The sequence below is a fragment of the Paenibacillus canaveralius genome, from assembly GCF_047238265.1.
Taxonomy (GTDB): Bacteria; Bacillota; Bacilli; order Paenibacillales; family NBRC-103111; genus Paenibacillus_F.
Genome location: NZ_JBDFMM010000001.1, coordinates 3,914,261 through 3,930,484, shown reverse-complemented (window position 1 = coordinate 3,930,484; position 16,224 = coordinate 3,914,261). Strand labels below are relative to the sequence as shown.

The 16,224-nt window shown below is 53.2% G+C and carries 16 protein-coding genes, 1 pseudogene and 1 other annotated feature (1 of these 18 running past the window's edge); all 17 genes and pseudogenes read left to right on the top strand.

The genetic code is table 11. From position 1 onward, the window contains the following. The first annotated feature begins 78 nt into the window (after window positions 1-78). The 17 genes and pseudogenes from spoVE to ABC395_RS17675 all read left to right on the top strand — a co-directional run bounded on the left by spoVE (window position 79) and on the right by ABC395_RS17675 (window position 16,088). Window positions 79-1,176, top strand: coding sequence for a stage V sporulation protein E (spoVE, locus tag ABC395_RS17755; RefSeq protein WP_103993618.1), 1,098 nt, complete (start codon window positions 79-81; stop codon window positions 1,174-1,176). A gap of 5 nt (window positions 1,177-1,181) precedes the next feature. After that, window positions 1,182-2,312 carry an undecaprenyldiphospho-muramoylpentapeptide beta-N-acetylglucosaminyltransferase gene (gene murG, locus ABC395_RS17750; protein ID WP_413005105.1) on the top strand — a complete coding sequence of 377 codons (1,131 nt, stop codon included), beginning with the start codon at window positions 1,182-1,184 and terminating at the stop codon, window positions 2,310-2,312. A gap of 209 nt (window positions 2,313-2,521) precedes the next feature. Further along, a pseudogene (gene murB / locus ABC395_RS17745) lies at window positions 2,522-3,428 on the top strand (UDP-N-acetylmuramate dehydrogenase). Between the two features lie 15 nt (window positions 3,429-3,443). Next, window positions 3,444-4,730 carry a UDP-N-acetylglucosamine 1-carboxyvinyltransferase gene (murA, locus tag ABC395_RS17740; protein ID WP_413005103.1) on the top strand — a complete coding sequence of 429 codons (1,287 nt, stop codon included), beginning with the start codon at window positions 3,444-3,446 and terminating at the stop codon, window positions 4,728-4,730. Between the two features lie 84 nt (window positions 4,731-4,814). Beyond that, window positions 4,815-5,759, top strand: a complete 945-nt coding sequence (locus tag ABC395_RS17735) for a cell division protein FtsQ/DivIB (protein ID WP_413005101.1) — start codon at window positions 4,815-4,817, stop codon at window positions 5,757-5,759. A 382-nt stretch (window positions 5,760-6,141) separates the two neighbouring features. Next, window positions 6,142-7,395, top strand: a complete 1,254-nt coding sequence (gene ftsA, locus ABC395_RS17730) for a cell division protein FtsA (protein ID WP_009671845.1) — start codon at window positions 6,142-6,144, stop codon at window positions 7,393-7,395. Window positions 7,396-7,622: 227 nt separating this feature from the next. Continuing rightward, window positions 7,623-8,768 (top strand): cell division protein FtsZ, encoded by a 1,146-nt coding sequence (ftsZ, locus tag ABC395_RS17725; RefSeq protein WP_413005099.1) that lies wholly within the window; start codon window positions 7,623-7,625, stop codon window positions 8,766-8,768. 203 nt (window positions 8,769-8,971) lie between these two features. Further along, complete coding sequence (gene spoIIGA, locus ABC395_RS17720) at window positions 8,972-9,895, top strand: sigma-E processing peptidase SpoIIGA (protein WP_413005097.1); 924 nt, start codon at window positions 8,972-8,974, stop codon at window positions 9,893-9,895. Window positions 9,896-9,924: 29 nt separating this feature from the next. After that, window positions 9,925-10,647: an RNA polymerase sporulation sigma factor SigE gene (sigE, locus tag ABC395_RS17715; RefSeq protein WP_217557866.1), complete on the top strand. Its 723-nt coding sequence runs from the start codon at window positions 9,925-9,927 to the stop codon at window positions 10,645-10,647. A 255-nt stretch (window positions 10,648-10,902) separates the two neighbouring features. Continuing rightward, on the top strand, window positions 10,903-11,685 hold the full coding sequence (gene sigG / locus ABC395_RS17710; protein WP_009671832.1) for an RNA polymerase sporulation sigma factor SigG: 783 nt from the start codon (window positions 10,903-10,905) through the stop codon (window positions 11,683-11,685). Between the two features lie 190 nt (window positions 11,686-11,875). After that, the gene (locus ABC395_RS17705; RefSeq protein ID WP_103993626.1) at window positions 11,876-12,172 is read left to right on the top strand and encodes a YlmC/YmxH family sporulation protein; all 297 of its coding nucleotides are present in this window, start codon (window positions 11,876-11,878) and stop codon (window positions 12,170-12,172) included. A gap of 187 nt (window positions 12,173-12,359) precedes the next feature. Next, on the top strand, window positions 12,360-13,214 hold the full coding sequence (gene pgeF / locus ABC395_RS17700; RefSeq protein WP_413005095.1) for a peptidoglycan editing factor PgeF: 855 nt from the start codon (window positions 12,360-12,362) through the stop codon (window positions 13,212-13,214). Window positions 13,215-13,262: 48 nt separating this feature from the next. Continuing rightward, a complete protein-coding gene (locus ABC395_RS17695) occupies window positions 13,263-13,946 on the top strand; it encodes a YggS family pyridoxal phosphate-dependent enzyme (protein ID WP_413005093.1) in 684 nt (227 codons plus the stop codon). 36 nt (window positions 13,947-13,982) lie between these two features. Beyond that, window positions 13,983-14,408, top strand: a complete 426-nt coding sequence (locus tag ABC395_RS17690; RefSeq protein ID WP_009671786.1) for a cell division protein SepF — start codon at window positions 13,983-13,985, stop codon at window positions 14,406-14,408. 30 nt (window positions 14,409-14,438) lie between these two features. After that, window positions 14,439-14,714 (top strand): YggT family protein, encoded by a 276-nt coding sequence (locus tag ABC395_RS17685; protein ID WP_042232483.1) that lies wholly within the window; start codon window positions 14,439-14,441, stop codon window positions 14,712-14,714. Continuing rightward, a complete protein-coding gene (locus ABC395_RS17680) occupies window positions 14,714-15,493 on the top strand; it encodes a YlmH family RNA-binding protein (RefSeq protein ID WP_413005091.1) in 780 nt (259 codons plus the stop codon). The genes ABC395_RS17685 and ABC395_RS17680 overlap by 1 nt, the downstream gene beginning before the upstream one ends. Window positions 15,494-15,602: 109 nt before the next feature. Further along, the gene (locus ABC395_RS17675; RefSeq protein WP_103993630.1) at window positions 15,603-16,088 is read left to right on the top strand and encodes a DivIVA domain-containing protein; all 486 of its coding nucleotides are present in this window, start codon (window positions 15,603-15,605) and stop codon (window positions 16,086-16,088) included. Window positions 16,089-16,158: 70 nt separating this feature from the next. Then, window positions 16,159-16,224: a binding site (T-box leader), on the top strand (it continues 215 nt past the right edge of the window).

The following is a 16,224-nucleotide window of genomic DNA, read 5'->3' as shown; positions in this document are numbered from 1 at the left end:
TTCCGGATTGCGGCAGCGTCAGTCAGCCTAGTTTCAGGCTACAGGCACCCGATATTCTTATTCGTAAGAGGTGTCCCTATGGCTAAAGCGCGTTCCGCTCCGGATGTATGGATTCTGGTTTCGACTTTGCTGATTTTGACGATCGGCGTAATTATGGTGTACAGTGCCAGCGGAGTGCTGGCCTTCCGTGAATTTGGCGACTGGTTTTATTATTTGAAAAGGCAGTTGCTGTTCGCCGTACTCGGTATCGTGGCCATGTTTTTTACGATGAACACCGACTACTGGGTCTGGAAAAAGTACGCGAAGGTCGGTCTGCTCATTTGTTTCGGCCTTCTGCTGGCGGTCCTGATCCCGGGCATAGGCGTGGTCCGGGGCGGCGCACGGAGCTGGCTCGGAATCGGGTCGTTCGGAATTCAGCCGTCCGAATTCATGAAAATCGGCATGATTGTTTTTCTGGCCAAGCTGTTGTCCGACAGACAGTCCCAGATCACCCTGTTTACGAAAGGGCTGCTTCCGCCTCTGGGGCTGGTGGGACTTGCCTTCGGATTGATCATGCTGCAGCCGGATCTTGGTACCGGGGCGGTTCTGGTCGGCGCTTCCCTGCTGGTGATCTATACGGCAGGCGCCCGTATTCTTCATTTATCCTATCTTGCCATGGCGGGCGTCGCGGGCTTCGTCGGCCTGATTATCGCCGCCCCTTACCGGCTGCAGCGGATTACGGCTTTTATGGACCCGTGGTCCGATCCGCTGGGAGCGGGCTATCAGTCCATCCAGTCACTGTACGCGATCGGACCGGGCGGGCTGGCCGGACTGGGGCTCGGAATGAGCAGACAGAAGTACAGCTATTTGCCCGAGCCCCAGACGGACTTTATTTTCTCGATCATCGCCGAGGAGCTCGGTTTTATCGGCGGTGCGGCCGTCCTGATCCTGTTCACGATTCTCGTGTGGAGAGGCATGCGCACGGCTATTACGGCACCCGACACGTTCGGCAGTCTTGTTGCCGTCGGCATTGTGGGGATGATCGCCGTGCAGGTGATTATCAACATCGGCGTGGTAATCGGAATGTTTCCCGTTACGGGGATAACCCTGCCGCTTATTAGCGCCGGAGGCTCGTCTCTCACCCTGATGCTGACGTCGATCGGCGTGCTGCTCAACATATCCCGCTATTCGAGGTGAAACGAATGCGTATCGTATTCAGCGGGGGAGGAACCGGCGGTCATGTTTACCCGGCTTTGGCCATTGGGGAACAATGTCTGCGGGTCCACCCCGATTCGAAATTTTTATACATCGGCACAAGCTCCGGCCTGGAGCGCGACATTGTCGCGCGTTCCGGGCTGGATATGCCTTTTGAAGCCGTAGAAATTACAGGATTCCGGCGCAAGCTGGCGTCTCTGGACAATGTTAAAACCGTGCTTCGTTTTCTGCGCGGTGTGGGCCGTGCCAAAAGCCTGCTCCGGGAATTCAAGCCCGATGCGGTGGTGGGCACAGGCGGGTACGTTTGCGGTCCGGTACTTTATGCGGCCGCCAAACTGGGCATTCCTACGCTCGTGCATGAGCAGAATGCCGTCGCGGGACTTACGAACCGTTTTCTGAGCCGCTACGTGTCGACGGTAGCCGTCAGCTTCCGGGGAACGGAAGGAATCTTCCCGCAGGCCAAAAGAGTCGTCTATACGGGCAATCCGCGTGCCACGTCCATGGTGAATGCGGACGCGGCCCGGGGCTTCTCCTCACTCGGATTGGCGGCGGACGCCAGACTCGTTGTCGTTGTGGGAGGGAGCCGGGGAGCCAAAGCCATTAACGACGCGATGGTCGAACTGGCTCCGCTCGTCCATGAACTGCCCGGCGTGCAGTTCGTATTCGGAACGGGCCAGCCTTATTTCGAATCGACCGCACAGCGGATTCAGGAAGCGGCAGGTTCGGTTCCCGCCAATCTTCAAGTGCTGCCGTATATTCACAACATGCCGGAGGTTTTGGCTGCGTCCAAGCTTGTCGTAAACCGCGCCGGAGCGTCTACCATGGCGGAGATTACCGCCCTTGGAATTCCTTCCATATTAATTCCGTCGCCGAACGTGACGAACAATCATCAGGAGCACAATGCACGTTCTCTTTCCGACGAGGGAGGCTCCGTAACGCTGCTTGAGAAAGATTTAAGCGGCAGGGTCCTTTTCGATCAGATTAGCAAAATCATGGACGATTCCGTCCGCTGGGAACATATGGCGAAGCAGTCGGCAAGGATGGGCCAGCGGGATTCCGCCGCACTTGTCTTCCGGGAGCTGGAACGTATCGTATCCGCCGGACAGCGGCGGCCCTAGAAGGCTTCACGATCAAGCTTTTGCAGCGAACCGGATGGGCCTTTGTCACACTCTAACCGATTTAACATAAACTACACTATAACCGTGGCAGACACCTAAGGCAAAGCCGCCCGAACCGGCTCTCGCTCTCGCGGGTAACGTATAACCGGGAACCGAAGAATCCGGGTAAGGGGCTTTACAACCTTGAGTTCTGTGAAGGAGGTTTTCCCATGCACCAGTTAATTTCAGACTTGCAAGCGGCTCAGGTGGGTGAGGTCCTGGAGAACGAGAAGCTGGCACCGTACACAACCTGGAAAATCGGCGGTCCTGCCGATCTGCTCGTTATTCCGCAGGATAAACAGAAGCTGGTTGAGACGGTCCGGCTGCTCGGGCAGCACAAGGTTCCCTGGACTGTAATCGGACGCGGCTCCAACCTGCTTGTGGGGGATAAGGGGATCCGGGGCGTTGTCATTAAATTAAGCCGGGCTCTGGAGACGCTGCGTTTCGACGGCAGCACCGTCTATGCGGGAGGAGCCTACTCGTTTATCAAATTATCCGTCATGACCGGCAAGGAAGGATTAACGGGTCTCGAATTCGCCGGAGGTATTCCGGGGTCGGTGGGAGGCGCCGTTTACATGAACGCGGGGGCTCATGGTTCTGATGTGTCACGCATTCTTAAACAGGCTGAAGTGCTGCTGGACACAGGGGAATTGATCACCATGCAGAACAGCGATCTGCAGTATGCGTACCGGCATTCGGTGCTGCATACACTGCCGGGTATCGTAACGGAAGCGGTCTTCGAACTGCAGCCGGGAGACCGGAAGGAGATCGCGGGCGCGATGGCGGCGTACAAGGACCGCCGGCTCAGAACGCAGCCGCTTCAGTCTCGCCTGCGCAGGCAGCGTGTTCCGCAATCCGCCGGGCAATCATGCCGCCAGGCTGATCGAAGAGGCGGGCTTGAAGGGCACGCGGGTAGGCGGTGCGGAGATTTCTCCGCTGCATGCCAATTTCATTGTGAATACCGGAGATGCATCGGCCGAGGATGTTCTGGCCCTCATTGCTTTGGCGCAGAAGACCGTGCGGGAGAAATCCGGTGTGGAACTGCAGCCTGAGGTACTGGTGGTGGGCGAGAGGTAATTCGGAGGTGAGACATTGGAGAAGTTGGTAATCGAAGGTGGCATTCCCCTCTCGGGAGCCGTACGGATCCAAGGTGCCAAAAATGCGGCGCTTCCTATTCTTGCAGCCAGCATAATGGCGTCTGGAACCCACACGCTGCGCAATGTCCCGAAGCTGCTCGACATTGAAGTCATGCTCGGCATACTCCGTTCCCTGGGGTGCAGCGCCGAGCATAAAGAAGACACGGTTGTGGTGGACACAACCAGTTTGAACAGCACGCACGTTCCGGAAGAACTGATGAAGCAGATGCGTTCGTCCATCTTTCTGATGGGTCCTCTGCTTTCGCGTTTCGGAACCGTCCAGGTCTATCAGCCAGGCGGTTGTGCGATCGGCGAACGCAAAATCGATCTCCATCTGAGAGGACTGCAGGCTCTCGGGGTTACGATCAAGGAATCCGGGAGCACGATTATTTGCACGGCCGAGGATCTGAAAGGAGCCGATATTACGCTTGATTTTCCGAGCGTGGGGGCCACCGAGAACATCATGATGGCGGCCGTTCTGGCCGACGGGATCACAACCATCTCCAACGCCGCACGGGAGCCTGAAATCCAGGATCTTCAAAACTTCCTGAACGAGATGGGAGCGGACATTATCGGTGCGGGAACCGATACTATAACTATACGTGGCGTCCGCTCTTTACATGCCTGCACGTACCGGATCATACCGGACCGTATCGTCGCCGGTACTTTCATGGTGGCGGCAACCGCCACGAAGGGAAGCGTAACGCTGGAAGGAGTGTGCCCCCAGCATCTGAACGCCGCCATTCACGTGCTGAGACGCGCAGGTGTTCAAATTACGGTGCACGATGATATAATAAACGTGCACGCTCCGGCTCGGCCGCGTGCGGTCGAGCGTATCGTAACCGCGCCGCATCCGTCATTTCCGACAGACTTGCAGTCGCAGGTTATGGTGCTCCTTTCCCTAGCAGATGGAATCAGTATAATGAAAGAAACCATTTTCGAGAGCCGATTCAAGCATGTGGATGAACTTACCCGGATGGGAGCGGACATCCGTGTGGATTTTAACTCGGCGTTTATACGCGGTGTACCGAGGCTCTACGGGGCTACGGTCGAGGCTACCGATCTCCGGGCCGGCGCCGCCCTTGTCATAGCGGGGCTTGCTGCGCACGGCACTACCGTCGTGGAGCAAATCCACCATGTCGACAGAGGGTACGACCGGATCGAAAAAATGCTCACCCGGCTGGGTGCACGCATTCGGCGACAAGCTCCCGTACCGGACGAAGCGCCGGTTACCGGTGAATAATGCAGTGCCTCTAGTCCCTTCCTGCCAACAGGAGGGGATAAGAGGATTTTACACGTTCACAAGGTTATGCAATAGGAAGCGGGGGTGTCAGGCTTGCCAGAAGAGAATAAAGTTCCGGTGCTGCCGAACCCTAAACCGAGAAGGACACGCGCCAACCGGAAGCTGCTTACGCTCTTGTTTCTGTTTTTCGTAACGATTCTCGCCGTGCTCTTTTTCCGTTCGTCTTTGAGCCGGGTCAGTGAAATCAAGATCGAAGGCAACGAACTGCTTAGTTCCGAAGAAATCGGACAAGCCGCCGCAGTCAAGAACGGCGACCATTTTTTTGCGGTCGGGTCAGAGGGCGTACGCGAGAGGGTTGCCGCACTCCGTATGGTTCAGTCCGTTGAAGTTTCCAAGCATTTTCCGGGACAAATCAGCATCATGGTGCATGAGTATCCGCGCGTAGCGTTCCAGTTCGGCGCGGACGGTGTGAAGCAGGCGGTACTCGCCGACGGCTCCGTCGTGCCCGTCGCCAAAGAAGATATGCCGGTGGATAAACCCATTCTGACCGGCTGGACGGAGAACGATCCTAACCGCATCGCCCTTTGCAAAGCCCTGGCATCCATTCCGTCCGGGTATTTATCAGACATTTCGGAGATACGCCCGGACCCGTCGGAAGCCTACAGGGACAAGATCAAGATGTATACCCGCACCAAGTTCGAAGTCGTGACGACGGTCGGTTATCTTCCGAACAAAATTACGAACTTGTCCGCTTACATCACGAGCATGCAGGGAAGCGAAGTGAATTCGGGTATTCTGGTGCTGCTGGAGACAGACGATCACATGCCGCTGGATACGGGTTCCGCCGGTAGCAAGGGCAAGGCCGGCACGGCCTCGACCAAAAAGCCCGAGTCCACCTCAAAGCCGGACGGCAGCGTAAAACCGTCTTCCACGCCCAAGAAGAATACTCCCGGGAAGACCGAAACAGGCGACAGGGGAGACGGCAACGACGCCGTAAACACCCCGAAGGGATCATCCGCTCCCCAGTAGGTGAATCCCGCCTGACAGACCTTCTTATTTAAAGGAAGGGATTGGTAACAGGCATCTTTGCGCCCGCAATCTATGAATTTTTCAAGGGAGGAATCGATAGGGTAGCGCACTGCTTTTCAAGCGGCCGAAAGCCGAACGAAAGGCGCGTCATTCATGAATTTTTCAGGAATTTCTCAGGAAAATATTACTATCCAGTCTATTAGATTAGTGTTAGAATTGATTTTATGGTATTCTATTTTTACCCGGTCTAGCACCAAAAAAAGAGGAATTACAGCGTTCACAAAAAAAATGTAGAAATAAAGAGGGAAACCAGCCGTCATGTTGAATAAGTAGAAAGCAGACGGGCTGTGCCCTGATTTCATTTAACAGGAGGTGCCAAAGCTTGAGCAACAATGACATCATTGTTAGTTTAGACATCGGTACATCCAAAGTTCGTGCTATTATTGGGGAAGTCGTAAACGGAACCATTAATATAATAGGGGTAGGATCAGCCGACTCGGAAGGCATCCGCAAAGGTGCCATCGTTGATATCGACCAGACCGTTCAATCGATCCGATCCGCGATCGATCATGCCGAACGCATGGTGGGCATACAAATTTCTGATGTTTACGTCGGGATAACGGGAAACCATATCGCTCTTCAGGACAGCCACGGGGTTGTGGCCGTATCCAACGAAGACCGCGAAATCGGCGAAGAAGACATCGAACGGGTTATACAAGCGGCTAGAGTCATAGCGCTGCCTCCTGAGCGCGAAATTATCGGAGTAGTACCTAACCAATACTTAGTGGACGGCCAGGAAGGCATACACGAACCAAGAGGAATGATCGGGGTCAGGCTTGAAGTCGAATCCACGATTATTACCGGAGCCAAAACAGGCATACATAACCTGCTTCGCGTTGTTGAGAAATCCGGACTGAAGGTAGCAGGACTCATCTTGATGTCGCTGGCCTCCGGACAGCTTGCGCTTTCCAAGGACGAGAAATCGATAGGAACCGTATTGGTCGATATCGGAGCAGGTTCGACAACGATTGCCGTTTTCGATCAAGGCAATCTTGTCGCAACATCCACGCTGCCTATCGGCGGCGATTTCATTACCAACGACATATCCATCGGGCTCCGCACCCAAATGGACATTGCGGAAAAAATCAAGCTTAAATACGGCTGCGCGACGATTCAAGATTCCGCGCCGGATCAGGTGTTTAAAGTGAACCGGATCGGCAGCCAGGTGGACAAGGAATTTTCCCAGGTCGACCTGGCGAATATCATCGAACCCCGTGTTCAGGAAATTTTCCATCTGATTCGCGCAGAAGCCAGCCGGTTAGGATACAGCGACCCCGCCGGAGGTTACGTCCTCACGGGAGGTACCGTGTCCCTGCCGGGGACTCTTGTCATTGCACAGGAAGAGCTGGCTGCTCCCGTACGTATCGCAGTGCCCGATTATATCGGTGTACGCGACCCGGCTTACACGAGCGGAGTGGGGATCATCCAGTTTGTTTGCAAGTTTTTGCGTAACCGTCCGGTTACGGCGCCCAAGAAGCAAACGGCCAACAAACCTGCCAGTGTCAAAACACCCCAGACTGAAGCGAGCCCTGGCTGGTTCGATAAAGTCAAAAATTTCCTCAAGGAATTTATCTGACGGGAGAAGCTCTGCTGTTTCTGAAAGCATCTTTCCCGGTTATGGATACAAGTGTCCCGCCGCTGGCTCTGCATTCCGCAACCGGTGGAGGGGACACACGCACAGGCACGCTTCGAAAACGCGTTTCAGGCTTTGTGCGAGATCTTACGATTACCGTGCCGACAGGCACGTTACCCATTTTGAGCGTACAGCTCACGGAAAGTTAAGTTAGGGGGACATTGACTGCTATGTTTGAATTTGATCTGGATATGGAACAATTGGCCCAGATAAAAGTCATCGGTGTGGGCGGCGGCGGCAGTAATGCAGTTAACCGGATGATCGAGAATGGAGTGCAGGGTGTCGAGTTCATTACGGTCAACACCGATGCTCAAGCACTTCATCTGGCCAAATCGGAGCATAAGCTCCAAATTGGTGATAAATTAACGCGCGGCTTGGGAGCCGGGGCCAACCCCGATGTGGGGAAGAAAGCCGCTGAAGAATCACGCGATTTGATTATGAATACGCTCAAAGGCGCCGATATGGTCTTCGTAACGGCGGGCATGGGCGGCGGAACCGGCACGGGCGCCGCTCCGGTAATCGCTGAAATCGCGAAGGAATGCGGCGCGCTGACAGTGGGCGTTGTCACCCGTCCGTTCACTTTTGAAGGCCGTAAACGTGCCGCTCAGGCTGAGCAGGGCATCGCGGCACTCAAAGAAAAAGTGGACACGCTGATCGTTATTCCGAACGACCGTCTCCTTGAGATCGTAGACAAGAAGACGCCGATGCTCGAAGCGTTCCGCGAAGCGGATAACGTCCTTCGTCAAGGGGTGCAGGGGATTTCCGACCTGATTGCCGTACCGGGTCTTATCAACCTGGACTTTGCCGACGTAAAAACCATTATGACCGAACGCGGTTCGGCTCTTATGGGCATCGGTATCGCGACAGGCGAGAATCGTGCCGCCGAGGCCGCCAAGAAGGCCATCATGAGCCCATTGCTTGAAACCTCTATCGAGGGTGCTCGCGGCGTTTTGATGAACATCACGGGCGGTACAAATCTTAGCCTCTACGAAGTGAACGAAGCCGCGGATATCGTGGCATCGGCCTCCGATATTGAGGTGAACATGATTTTCGGTGCGGTAATCAACGAGAATCTCAAAGAAGAGATAATGGTAACCGTTATCGCTACCGGATTCCAGGACAAGCCGCAACAGCAGCAGCCTCCTCAACCGCAGAACCGGCGTCAAGGCGGTGTACAGCCGCCGCAGCAGCAGCAAGAGACACCGGCTGAAACTCAGCAGCGCGTGAACAATCTGCGGCCGTTCGGCGGACAACCGGGAGACCTGGAAGTACCGACATTCCTGCGCAACCGCGGGCGTAACAATCTCGACAAATAATTCCCTTACGGGAATGGCATAGGTGGAGAGCAGCAAGCCGAGCCCTCCTGGAAAAGCCGTCACAACTGACCTTAGGTCAGTTGTGACGGCTTTTTCTTTTCCCCACTATGCGACAAAAATAGTTGGCGGCCTCCGGCACGTTTAGACAGACTTTGAATTCGTCTTTTAATATACTAATCTCATCCGCTTGGGGGTGAGGAAAATTGGTCGTATACGCGGATCTGATTTTCCTGATGAATGTCGTCATGGATGCCGCCGTTTTACTGGTTACCGCGCGGACGCGGCGATTGTCCTTTAAACCTTGGAAACTGGCGATATCCTCGGGGCTGGGCGGATCTTATGTGCTGCTCATGTTCGTACCTTCCTTGTCGTTCTTGTTTACTTTTGCGGCAAAGATCCTCATGTCACTTTGTATGGTATGGCTGGCTTTCGGTTACGGCAGCTTACAGCGCTTTTTGCGCAACGCGGGAACCTTCTATGTGGTGAACTTTGTGGCGGCGGGAGGCGTTTTCGGCCTAAACTATGTGTTTCAAACATCGGGAGATGTGATGAACGGGATTTCGTTCAGCCAGACGGGTGCGGCAAGGTTCAGTATCCGGATCGAGACTTGGGCGGTTGTCGTGCTGGGTGCCGGTTCTATGTTACTGCACAGACTGGTGATGGCGGGAGTAAAGAAGAAGGAAGAGCTGGCCGTTCATTTGGCGGAAGTTAGCGTAATCGTGGACGGTACGGATTTCCGGTGTACAGGCTTGATCGATACGGGCAATCAGCTTTACGATCCCCTGACGCGGACCCCGGTAATGGTCATGGAGGCTTCGCAGCTCTCGAGTATGCTGCCGGAATCGTGGCTCAAACGAATCCGAGCAGCGGAAGTGGAACAAATCATCACGGCGATAGGAACGGAAGAAGACTTTGTATGGCAGGACCGTTTGCGGCTGGTGCCCTACCGGGGAGTAAACCGGAATACGCAGTTCATGCTGGCGATAAAACCCGATAAGGTGGTCATCACGTACAGCAGCGGTCAAGTGGAGACGACGAAAGTACTGGTTGGACTGGACGGAGGGCAACTCTCCGGAGACGGGGCATATCATGCCATTATTCATCCGACGCTGGTTGCTGCCGGCTAAAGAAAGGTTATGAGTGGGAGGAAGCGGTTATGCGGGTCAAATGGAAATTGCAGATGCTAATTTTTTATTACAAGATACTTATTTTTTTCGGACTGAAAGGCGAAGAAATTTATTACATAGGAGGAAGTGAAGCACTGCCTCCTCCGCTGACGCGGGAAGAAGAAGAATATTTGCTTGGAAAACTGCCCTCCGGGGACGCGGCCATCCGTGCCATGCTGATTGAACGCAACCTCCGGCTGGTTGTCTATATAGCCCGCAAATTTGAAAATACGGGCATTAACATCGAGGATTTGGTTTCCATAGGAGCGATCGGTCTCATTAAAGCGGTGAATACGTTCGATCCCGAGAAAAAAATCAAGCTGGCGACCTATGCGTCACGATGCATTGAGAATGAAATTCTGATGTATCTGCGCCGGAACAGCAAAATCCGGACGGAAGTATCGTTCGACGAACCGCTGAATATCGACTGGGACGGAAACGAACTGCTGCTGTCCGACGTGCTGGGTACCGAGAACGATACCATCTACCGCAACATAGAAGAGCAGGTGGACCGCAAGCTGCTGCATAAAGCGCTCGATAAACTGACGGACCGGGAGCGGACGATCATGGAACTCCGTTTCGGTCTCCAGGACGGTGAAGAGAAGACGCAGAAGGATGTCGCCGATCAGCTCGGCATTTCCCAGTCTTATATTTCCCGGCTGGAGAAGCGGATCATCAAGCGGCTGCGTAAAGAATTTAACAAAATGGTATAAGTCAAAGCCTATCACCTGTGTGGTAGGCTTTTTCGTGAACATTTATTGAGGTGCGGATCGTAGCGGCGAATAGTGAACGAAACAGTCTTTTTAAAAAAATTATCGGAGATTGAAAGCGAATACGAGCCAACGGCGGCAGGAGAGAGCAAGCATCCGGGCACTTGTCAAGGGGGGAGCGGTGCTCTTCAAGGCGCATAAAAACACCGGTCGCGGAGATAATTAACAGTAATGTTTCTCCTTGGGAGGTAAATCACCGTGACCCGAAATAAAGTCGAAATTTGTGGTGTCGATACCGCCAAACTTCCTGTTCTGACGAATGTGGAAATGCGTGAACTGTTCACCAATCTGCAGACGAAGAACGACCGATCCGCAAGAGAGAAACTGGTCAATGGCAACTTGAGACTGGTACTCAGCGTGATTCAGCGTTTCAACAACCGCGGCGAGTTCGTCGACGATCTTTTTCAAGTAGGCTGCATCGGCCTGATGAAAGCGATCGATAACTTCGATCTGGGCCAGAACGTGAAGTTTTCAACGTATGCGGTGCCGATGATCATCGGAGAAATACGCAGATACCTGCGGGATAACAATCCGATCCGAGTCTCCCGGTCTTTACGGGATATTGCTTACAAAGCGCTTCAGGTCCGCGACAGTTTAACGAACAAAAATTCACGCGAGCCGACGATTTACGAAATTTCCGAAGTGCTTAACGTGCCCAAAGAAGATGTGGTATTTGCGCTTGACGCGATTCAGGATCCCGTTTCCCTGTTTGAACCGATTTATCATGACGGCGGGGACCCGATTTATGTGATGGATCAGATCAGCGATGAACGTAACAAAGACATGTCATGGATTGAAGGAATCGCATTGCGGGAAGCGATGAGAAAGCTCGGCTCCCGTGAAAAGATGATTTTGTCCATGCGCTTTTTCGAAGGTAAAACCCAGATGGAAGTCGCCGATGAAATCGGAATTTCGCAGGCGCAGGTTTCAAGGCTGGAAAAATCGGCAATCACCCAGATGCAGAAACATGTCAAAAGCTGATTAGTCTCCCGCCCGCCGCATTTTACTTGCACGCACATCAATCGAAAGCCCGGATTCCGGGCTTTTTGTTATGTCTTCATTTCCGTTTAGACGACATAAGGGGCTTTTCTTGGTTTGGCAGGACATTTTGGCCCGGACCCTCATATACTAGAATAAACGGGCGAATAACCTGAAAGCGTGGGGTAAGCAGATGAAAATATCCGACTTTCAAACGAAAGACGTTATCAATATTGTGGACGGTAAAAAACTGGGGCAGATCAGCGATTTGGAACTTGAGCTCCGCCAGGGCAGAATCGATTCCATTGTCGTTCCGAACAGCAGTAAATTTTTCGGTTTGTTCGGAGGAGGAACGGATCTTATCATTCCCTGGAAAAATATTGTTAAAATCGGAGCCGATGTCGTTCTCGTCAAGCTGGATGAAGCCAAAACATACCGGGCCGTCGAGGAGAGCGATTCCGTTGATTACAACCGCAGTTCCCGCGGGTAATAGAAGAGGATAAGAAGAAGTACAGCCACGAGTCAGGGCGCTTCGTTATATAGAGCGGAAACCAGGGAACAAAGCGCCTTTTCCGTGTGAGGCCGGTCCGCCAATTTTTGTCGTCTTATGACCGGTATGGTAAACTGAACAAGCAGAAAAGGCCGCTGTAGGCCGGGGGATACGGAGGGGACAAGCAGTGGAACCGTTTGTACACAAGAAATCAAATTCCGGTGAGCCGGAGCTTTTTATATTGGAAAGTCTTCAGGAACGTTTTCCGTTCGTTCAGGCGGGATTTACGTCGCGGCACGGGGGAGTGAGCTCAGCCCCATTCGATTCGCTTAATCTGGGCCTGCACGTGAACGATGCGGACGAAGATGTGATCGAGAACCGGAGGAGGCTTGCGGCAGCGCTCGGAGTCCCTTTTGAAACGCTCACGTTTGGCGAGCAGGTGCACGGCAAAGAGGCGGTGGTCATCGAAAAGGGGCAGATGGGAAGCGGACGATTGTCACGAGCCGAAGCGATTCAGAACAGGGACGCTTTCATAACCGCCGAAAAGGGGGTCATGCTCTGCGCCCTCTACGCGGACTGCGTTCCGCTTTATCTGATCGATCCGGTGAACCGGGTTGTAGGAATCGCCCACGCCGGCTGGAAGGGAACGGTGCTGAATATCGGCGCGGCCGCGCTCGCTTCCATGACCCGTTCTTTCGGGAGCAGGCCGGAAGACGTGCATGCCGTTATCGGCCCCTCTATCGGCGTCTGCTGCTATGAAGTGGACGATTATGTCGCGGGCCGCGTTTATGAGAGTCATCTGGATACCGGTATTTCCAAAAAACAGACGGAAAGTGTCGTTATCCCTCGTAAAGAGGGCAAATATCAGTTAAATTTACGGGAATGCAACCGACAATTTCTTGAGAAAGCAGGAATTTTGTCGTCGCATATAGAAGTAACTGAGTTATGTACGAGCTGTTCGACCGATTTGTTCTTTTCCCATCGCAAAGAAGGGGGCTCAACCGGTCGTATGGCAGCCTGGATCGGCCTCAGAAAAGACTGATCGGGCTTTGTTGACTATAGACAGCATGGAGGGAGTGAACCGCTGCTGATGAATTTGCAGGCGCGTATTGAAGATGTGCACCACCGCATTGAGGCGGCTTGCCGGCGGTCCGGCCGCAGCCCTGAAGACATAAACGTGATCGCGGTTACGAAATATGTATCTCTGGAAGCCACGCGCGAAGCTCTTGACCACGGGTTAACACAAGTGGGAGAGAACCGCTGGCAGGATGCCAAAGAGAAATGGGAAGCTCTCGGTGAACGGGGAGACTGGCATTTTATCGGGCATTTGCAAACGAACAAGGTGAAGGACATCATAGGTAAATTCGCGTATATCCATTCTCTGGATCGTGTCTCGCTGGCCAAAGAACTGGAGAAAGAGGCCGCCAAGCGAGATCTTTCCGTCAAATGTTTCATACAAGTGAACGTTTCCGGCGAAGAATCCAAATACGGGCTTTCCCCGGAAGAACTGGAATCATTCGCAGAAGCTTCCAGTCAATACCCGCATCTTGAGATCGTCGGTTTGATGACGATGGCGCCGCTGGAGGCCGAAGCGGAAGCGACCCGGCCCGTATTCAGGAAGCTGCGCGAGCTGAGGGACGAGCTCAACGCGAAGCATATTCTGCCGGAACCCGTGCGGCATTTGTCCATGGGCATGTCGGGAGATTTTGAAGTGGCGATCGAAGAGGGCGCAACTTGGGTGCGTTTGGGTACCGTACTTGTCGGAAAGTCTTGAATCAATACCATCTTGTCCACAGAGGAGGAGCGTCGGATGGGCGTTATGAATAAATTCATGAATTTTATCGGACTGCAGGAAGAAGAAGAGGTTGTAGAACGGGAAAGAATTGTAGAAACTCCGGAAGAACCTGAAACCCCGGTGCAGGAACAACGTACGAAACAGAGTAAAAATAACATTGTGAGCATTCATTCGCAGAAAAACAGCCGTGTTGTGCTGCACGAGCCTCATTCGTTCGACGATTCACAGGAGATTGCGGACCATCTGCGTTCCCGCCGGACCGTCGTCGTAAATTTGCAGCGGGTTCGTCCCGAACAAGCGGTAAGAATTTTCGATTTCCTGAACGGGACCGTTTACGCGCTGAACGGATCGATCTCCAAGATCGGGCCGAATATTTTCTTGTGCGCCCCGGATTCCGTAGAAATTCAGGGATCGATCTCGGATTTTTTGCATGAAGCTTAGCATTGGACAAAAAGGTTGAGGTGAAAGCGGTTGGTCATGAACATTTACGGGTTAATCGATACATTGGCCCAAATTTACTTTTATATGATTTTCGGTTACGTGCTGCTTTCCTGGTTTCCGAATGCACGTGAGAGCTTTATCGGCGAACTGCTGGCGAAACTCGTGGAGCCGTATTTGAGCGCATTCCGCCGTTTTATCCCGCCGATCGGCCCGCTTGATATTTCTCCGATCGTTGCCATGGGCGTATTCTGGCTCGTCGTCGCAGGACTTAAAGTCGTGGTCGGCTACATTGTGGGGATATTCTAGTGGCTAAAGAAATCTACGGGCATTTCCATCCCGATGAACATGCTTTCGTGGACCGGGCGCAAGAATGGGTCGAGAACGCCGCTCATCACAAAGTGAAACGGACAGACTTTCTCGATCCCCGGCAAGCCTTTATCCTTCGTACGCTGGTCAACCGCAATCCCGACGTAAACTGCCGCCTCGATGGCGGGTACCCGGAGGCTGAACGGCAGAGGGCGATTCTAGGACCGGATTACCTCGATCTTTCCGGCGAAGACATGGGACTGAGAGTGCTGTCCGTAGAATCCGGCGACAGCAAGTTCCAGTCGCTCAGTCACGGCGATTATATGGGAGCGATTCTGGGACTCGGCATGAAAAGGGACAAGGTGGGGGATATTAACGTATCCGAACAGGGCTGCCATTTCGTCGTGGCGGAAGAAGCGGCCGACTATCTTCATCTCCATTTCAGCCAAGTGCATCGCGTCCATGTGACAACGGAAATTTTACCGATCGATCGGCTGAAGCCGTCTTCGGTCAAACTGGAGGAAATGACGCTTTCCGTGGCTTCCCTCCGTCTGGACGGAATTGTAAGCGATGTATTCAAATTAAGCCGGGCCAAGGTTCTCATTCCGATCGGAGCCGGCAAATGTAAAGTGAACTGGAAGCCCGAAGAGAATCCGAGCGTCCCCCTGCAGGAAGGCGACGTCGTTTCTTTGCAGGGCTTCGGGCGTTTTCGTGTCCTGGAAATAGAAGGAGTGACGAAGAAAGGCAGAACGCGCATGAAAGTGGGCAAATACGTTTAACCTATTTTTAAGTGCGAGGAATAAAGGATTTTTCGCTTTTCTGTCGAAATTCTATTTCTTAACGAAACCGTACAAACTCTCCACCGGTTAACATTCTAGGAGGTGCACCATGCCCTTAACACCACTCGATATACATAACAAAGAATTTGCGCGCTCTTTCCGGGGCTATGACGAAGATGACGTGAACGAATTTCTGGACCAGGTCATCAAAGACTACGAGGCCGTTATCCGTGAAAACAAAGAGCTGCAAAACCAAATTCTGGCGCTCCAGGAACGGCTGGATCACTTTTCCAATATTGAAGAAACGTTGAGCAAAACGATTATTGTCGCGCAGGAAGCCGCCGACGATGTGAAGAACAACGCGAAGAAAGAAGCGCAGCTCGTCCTCAAAGAAGCGGAGAAGAATGCCGACCGGATCATTAACGAATCGTTAACGCGATCCCGCAAAATCTCGATGGAGACGGAAGAGCTCAAGAAGCAGGCCAGCATTTACCGCACACGCTTCCGCACTCTGCTTGAAGCGCAGCTGGAGCTTCTTCAGGACGAAGCCTGGAAGACGCTCGACCACGACAAGGTGCTTGAACTCGAGAAGTAGACGTTCAACACGGCCGGGTTTCATTGACTACCGGACCTGGATTCGATATACTTCGGGTAACTGAATCTTTCGTAAAGCGATGACTGGGCCAAGTAGTCCGTACAGCAGTGTCAGCGAGTTAGGGTGGGTGTGAGCC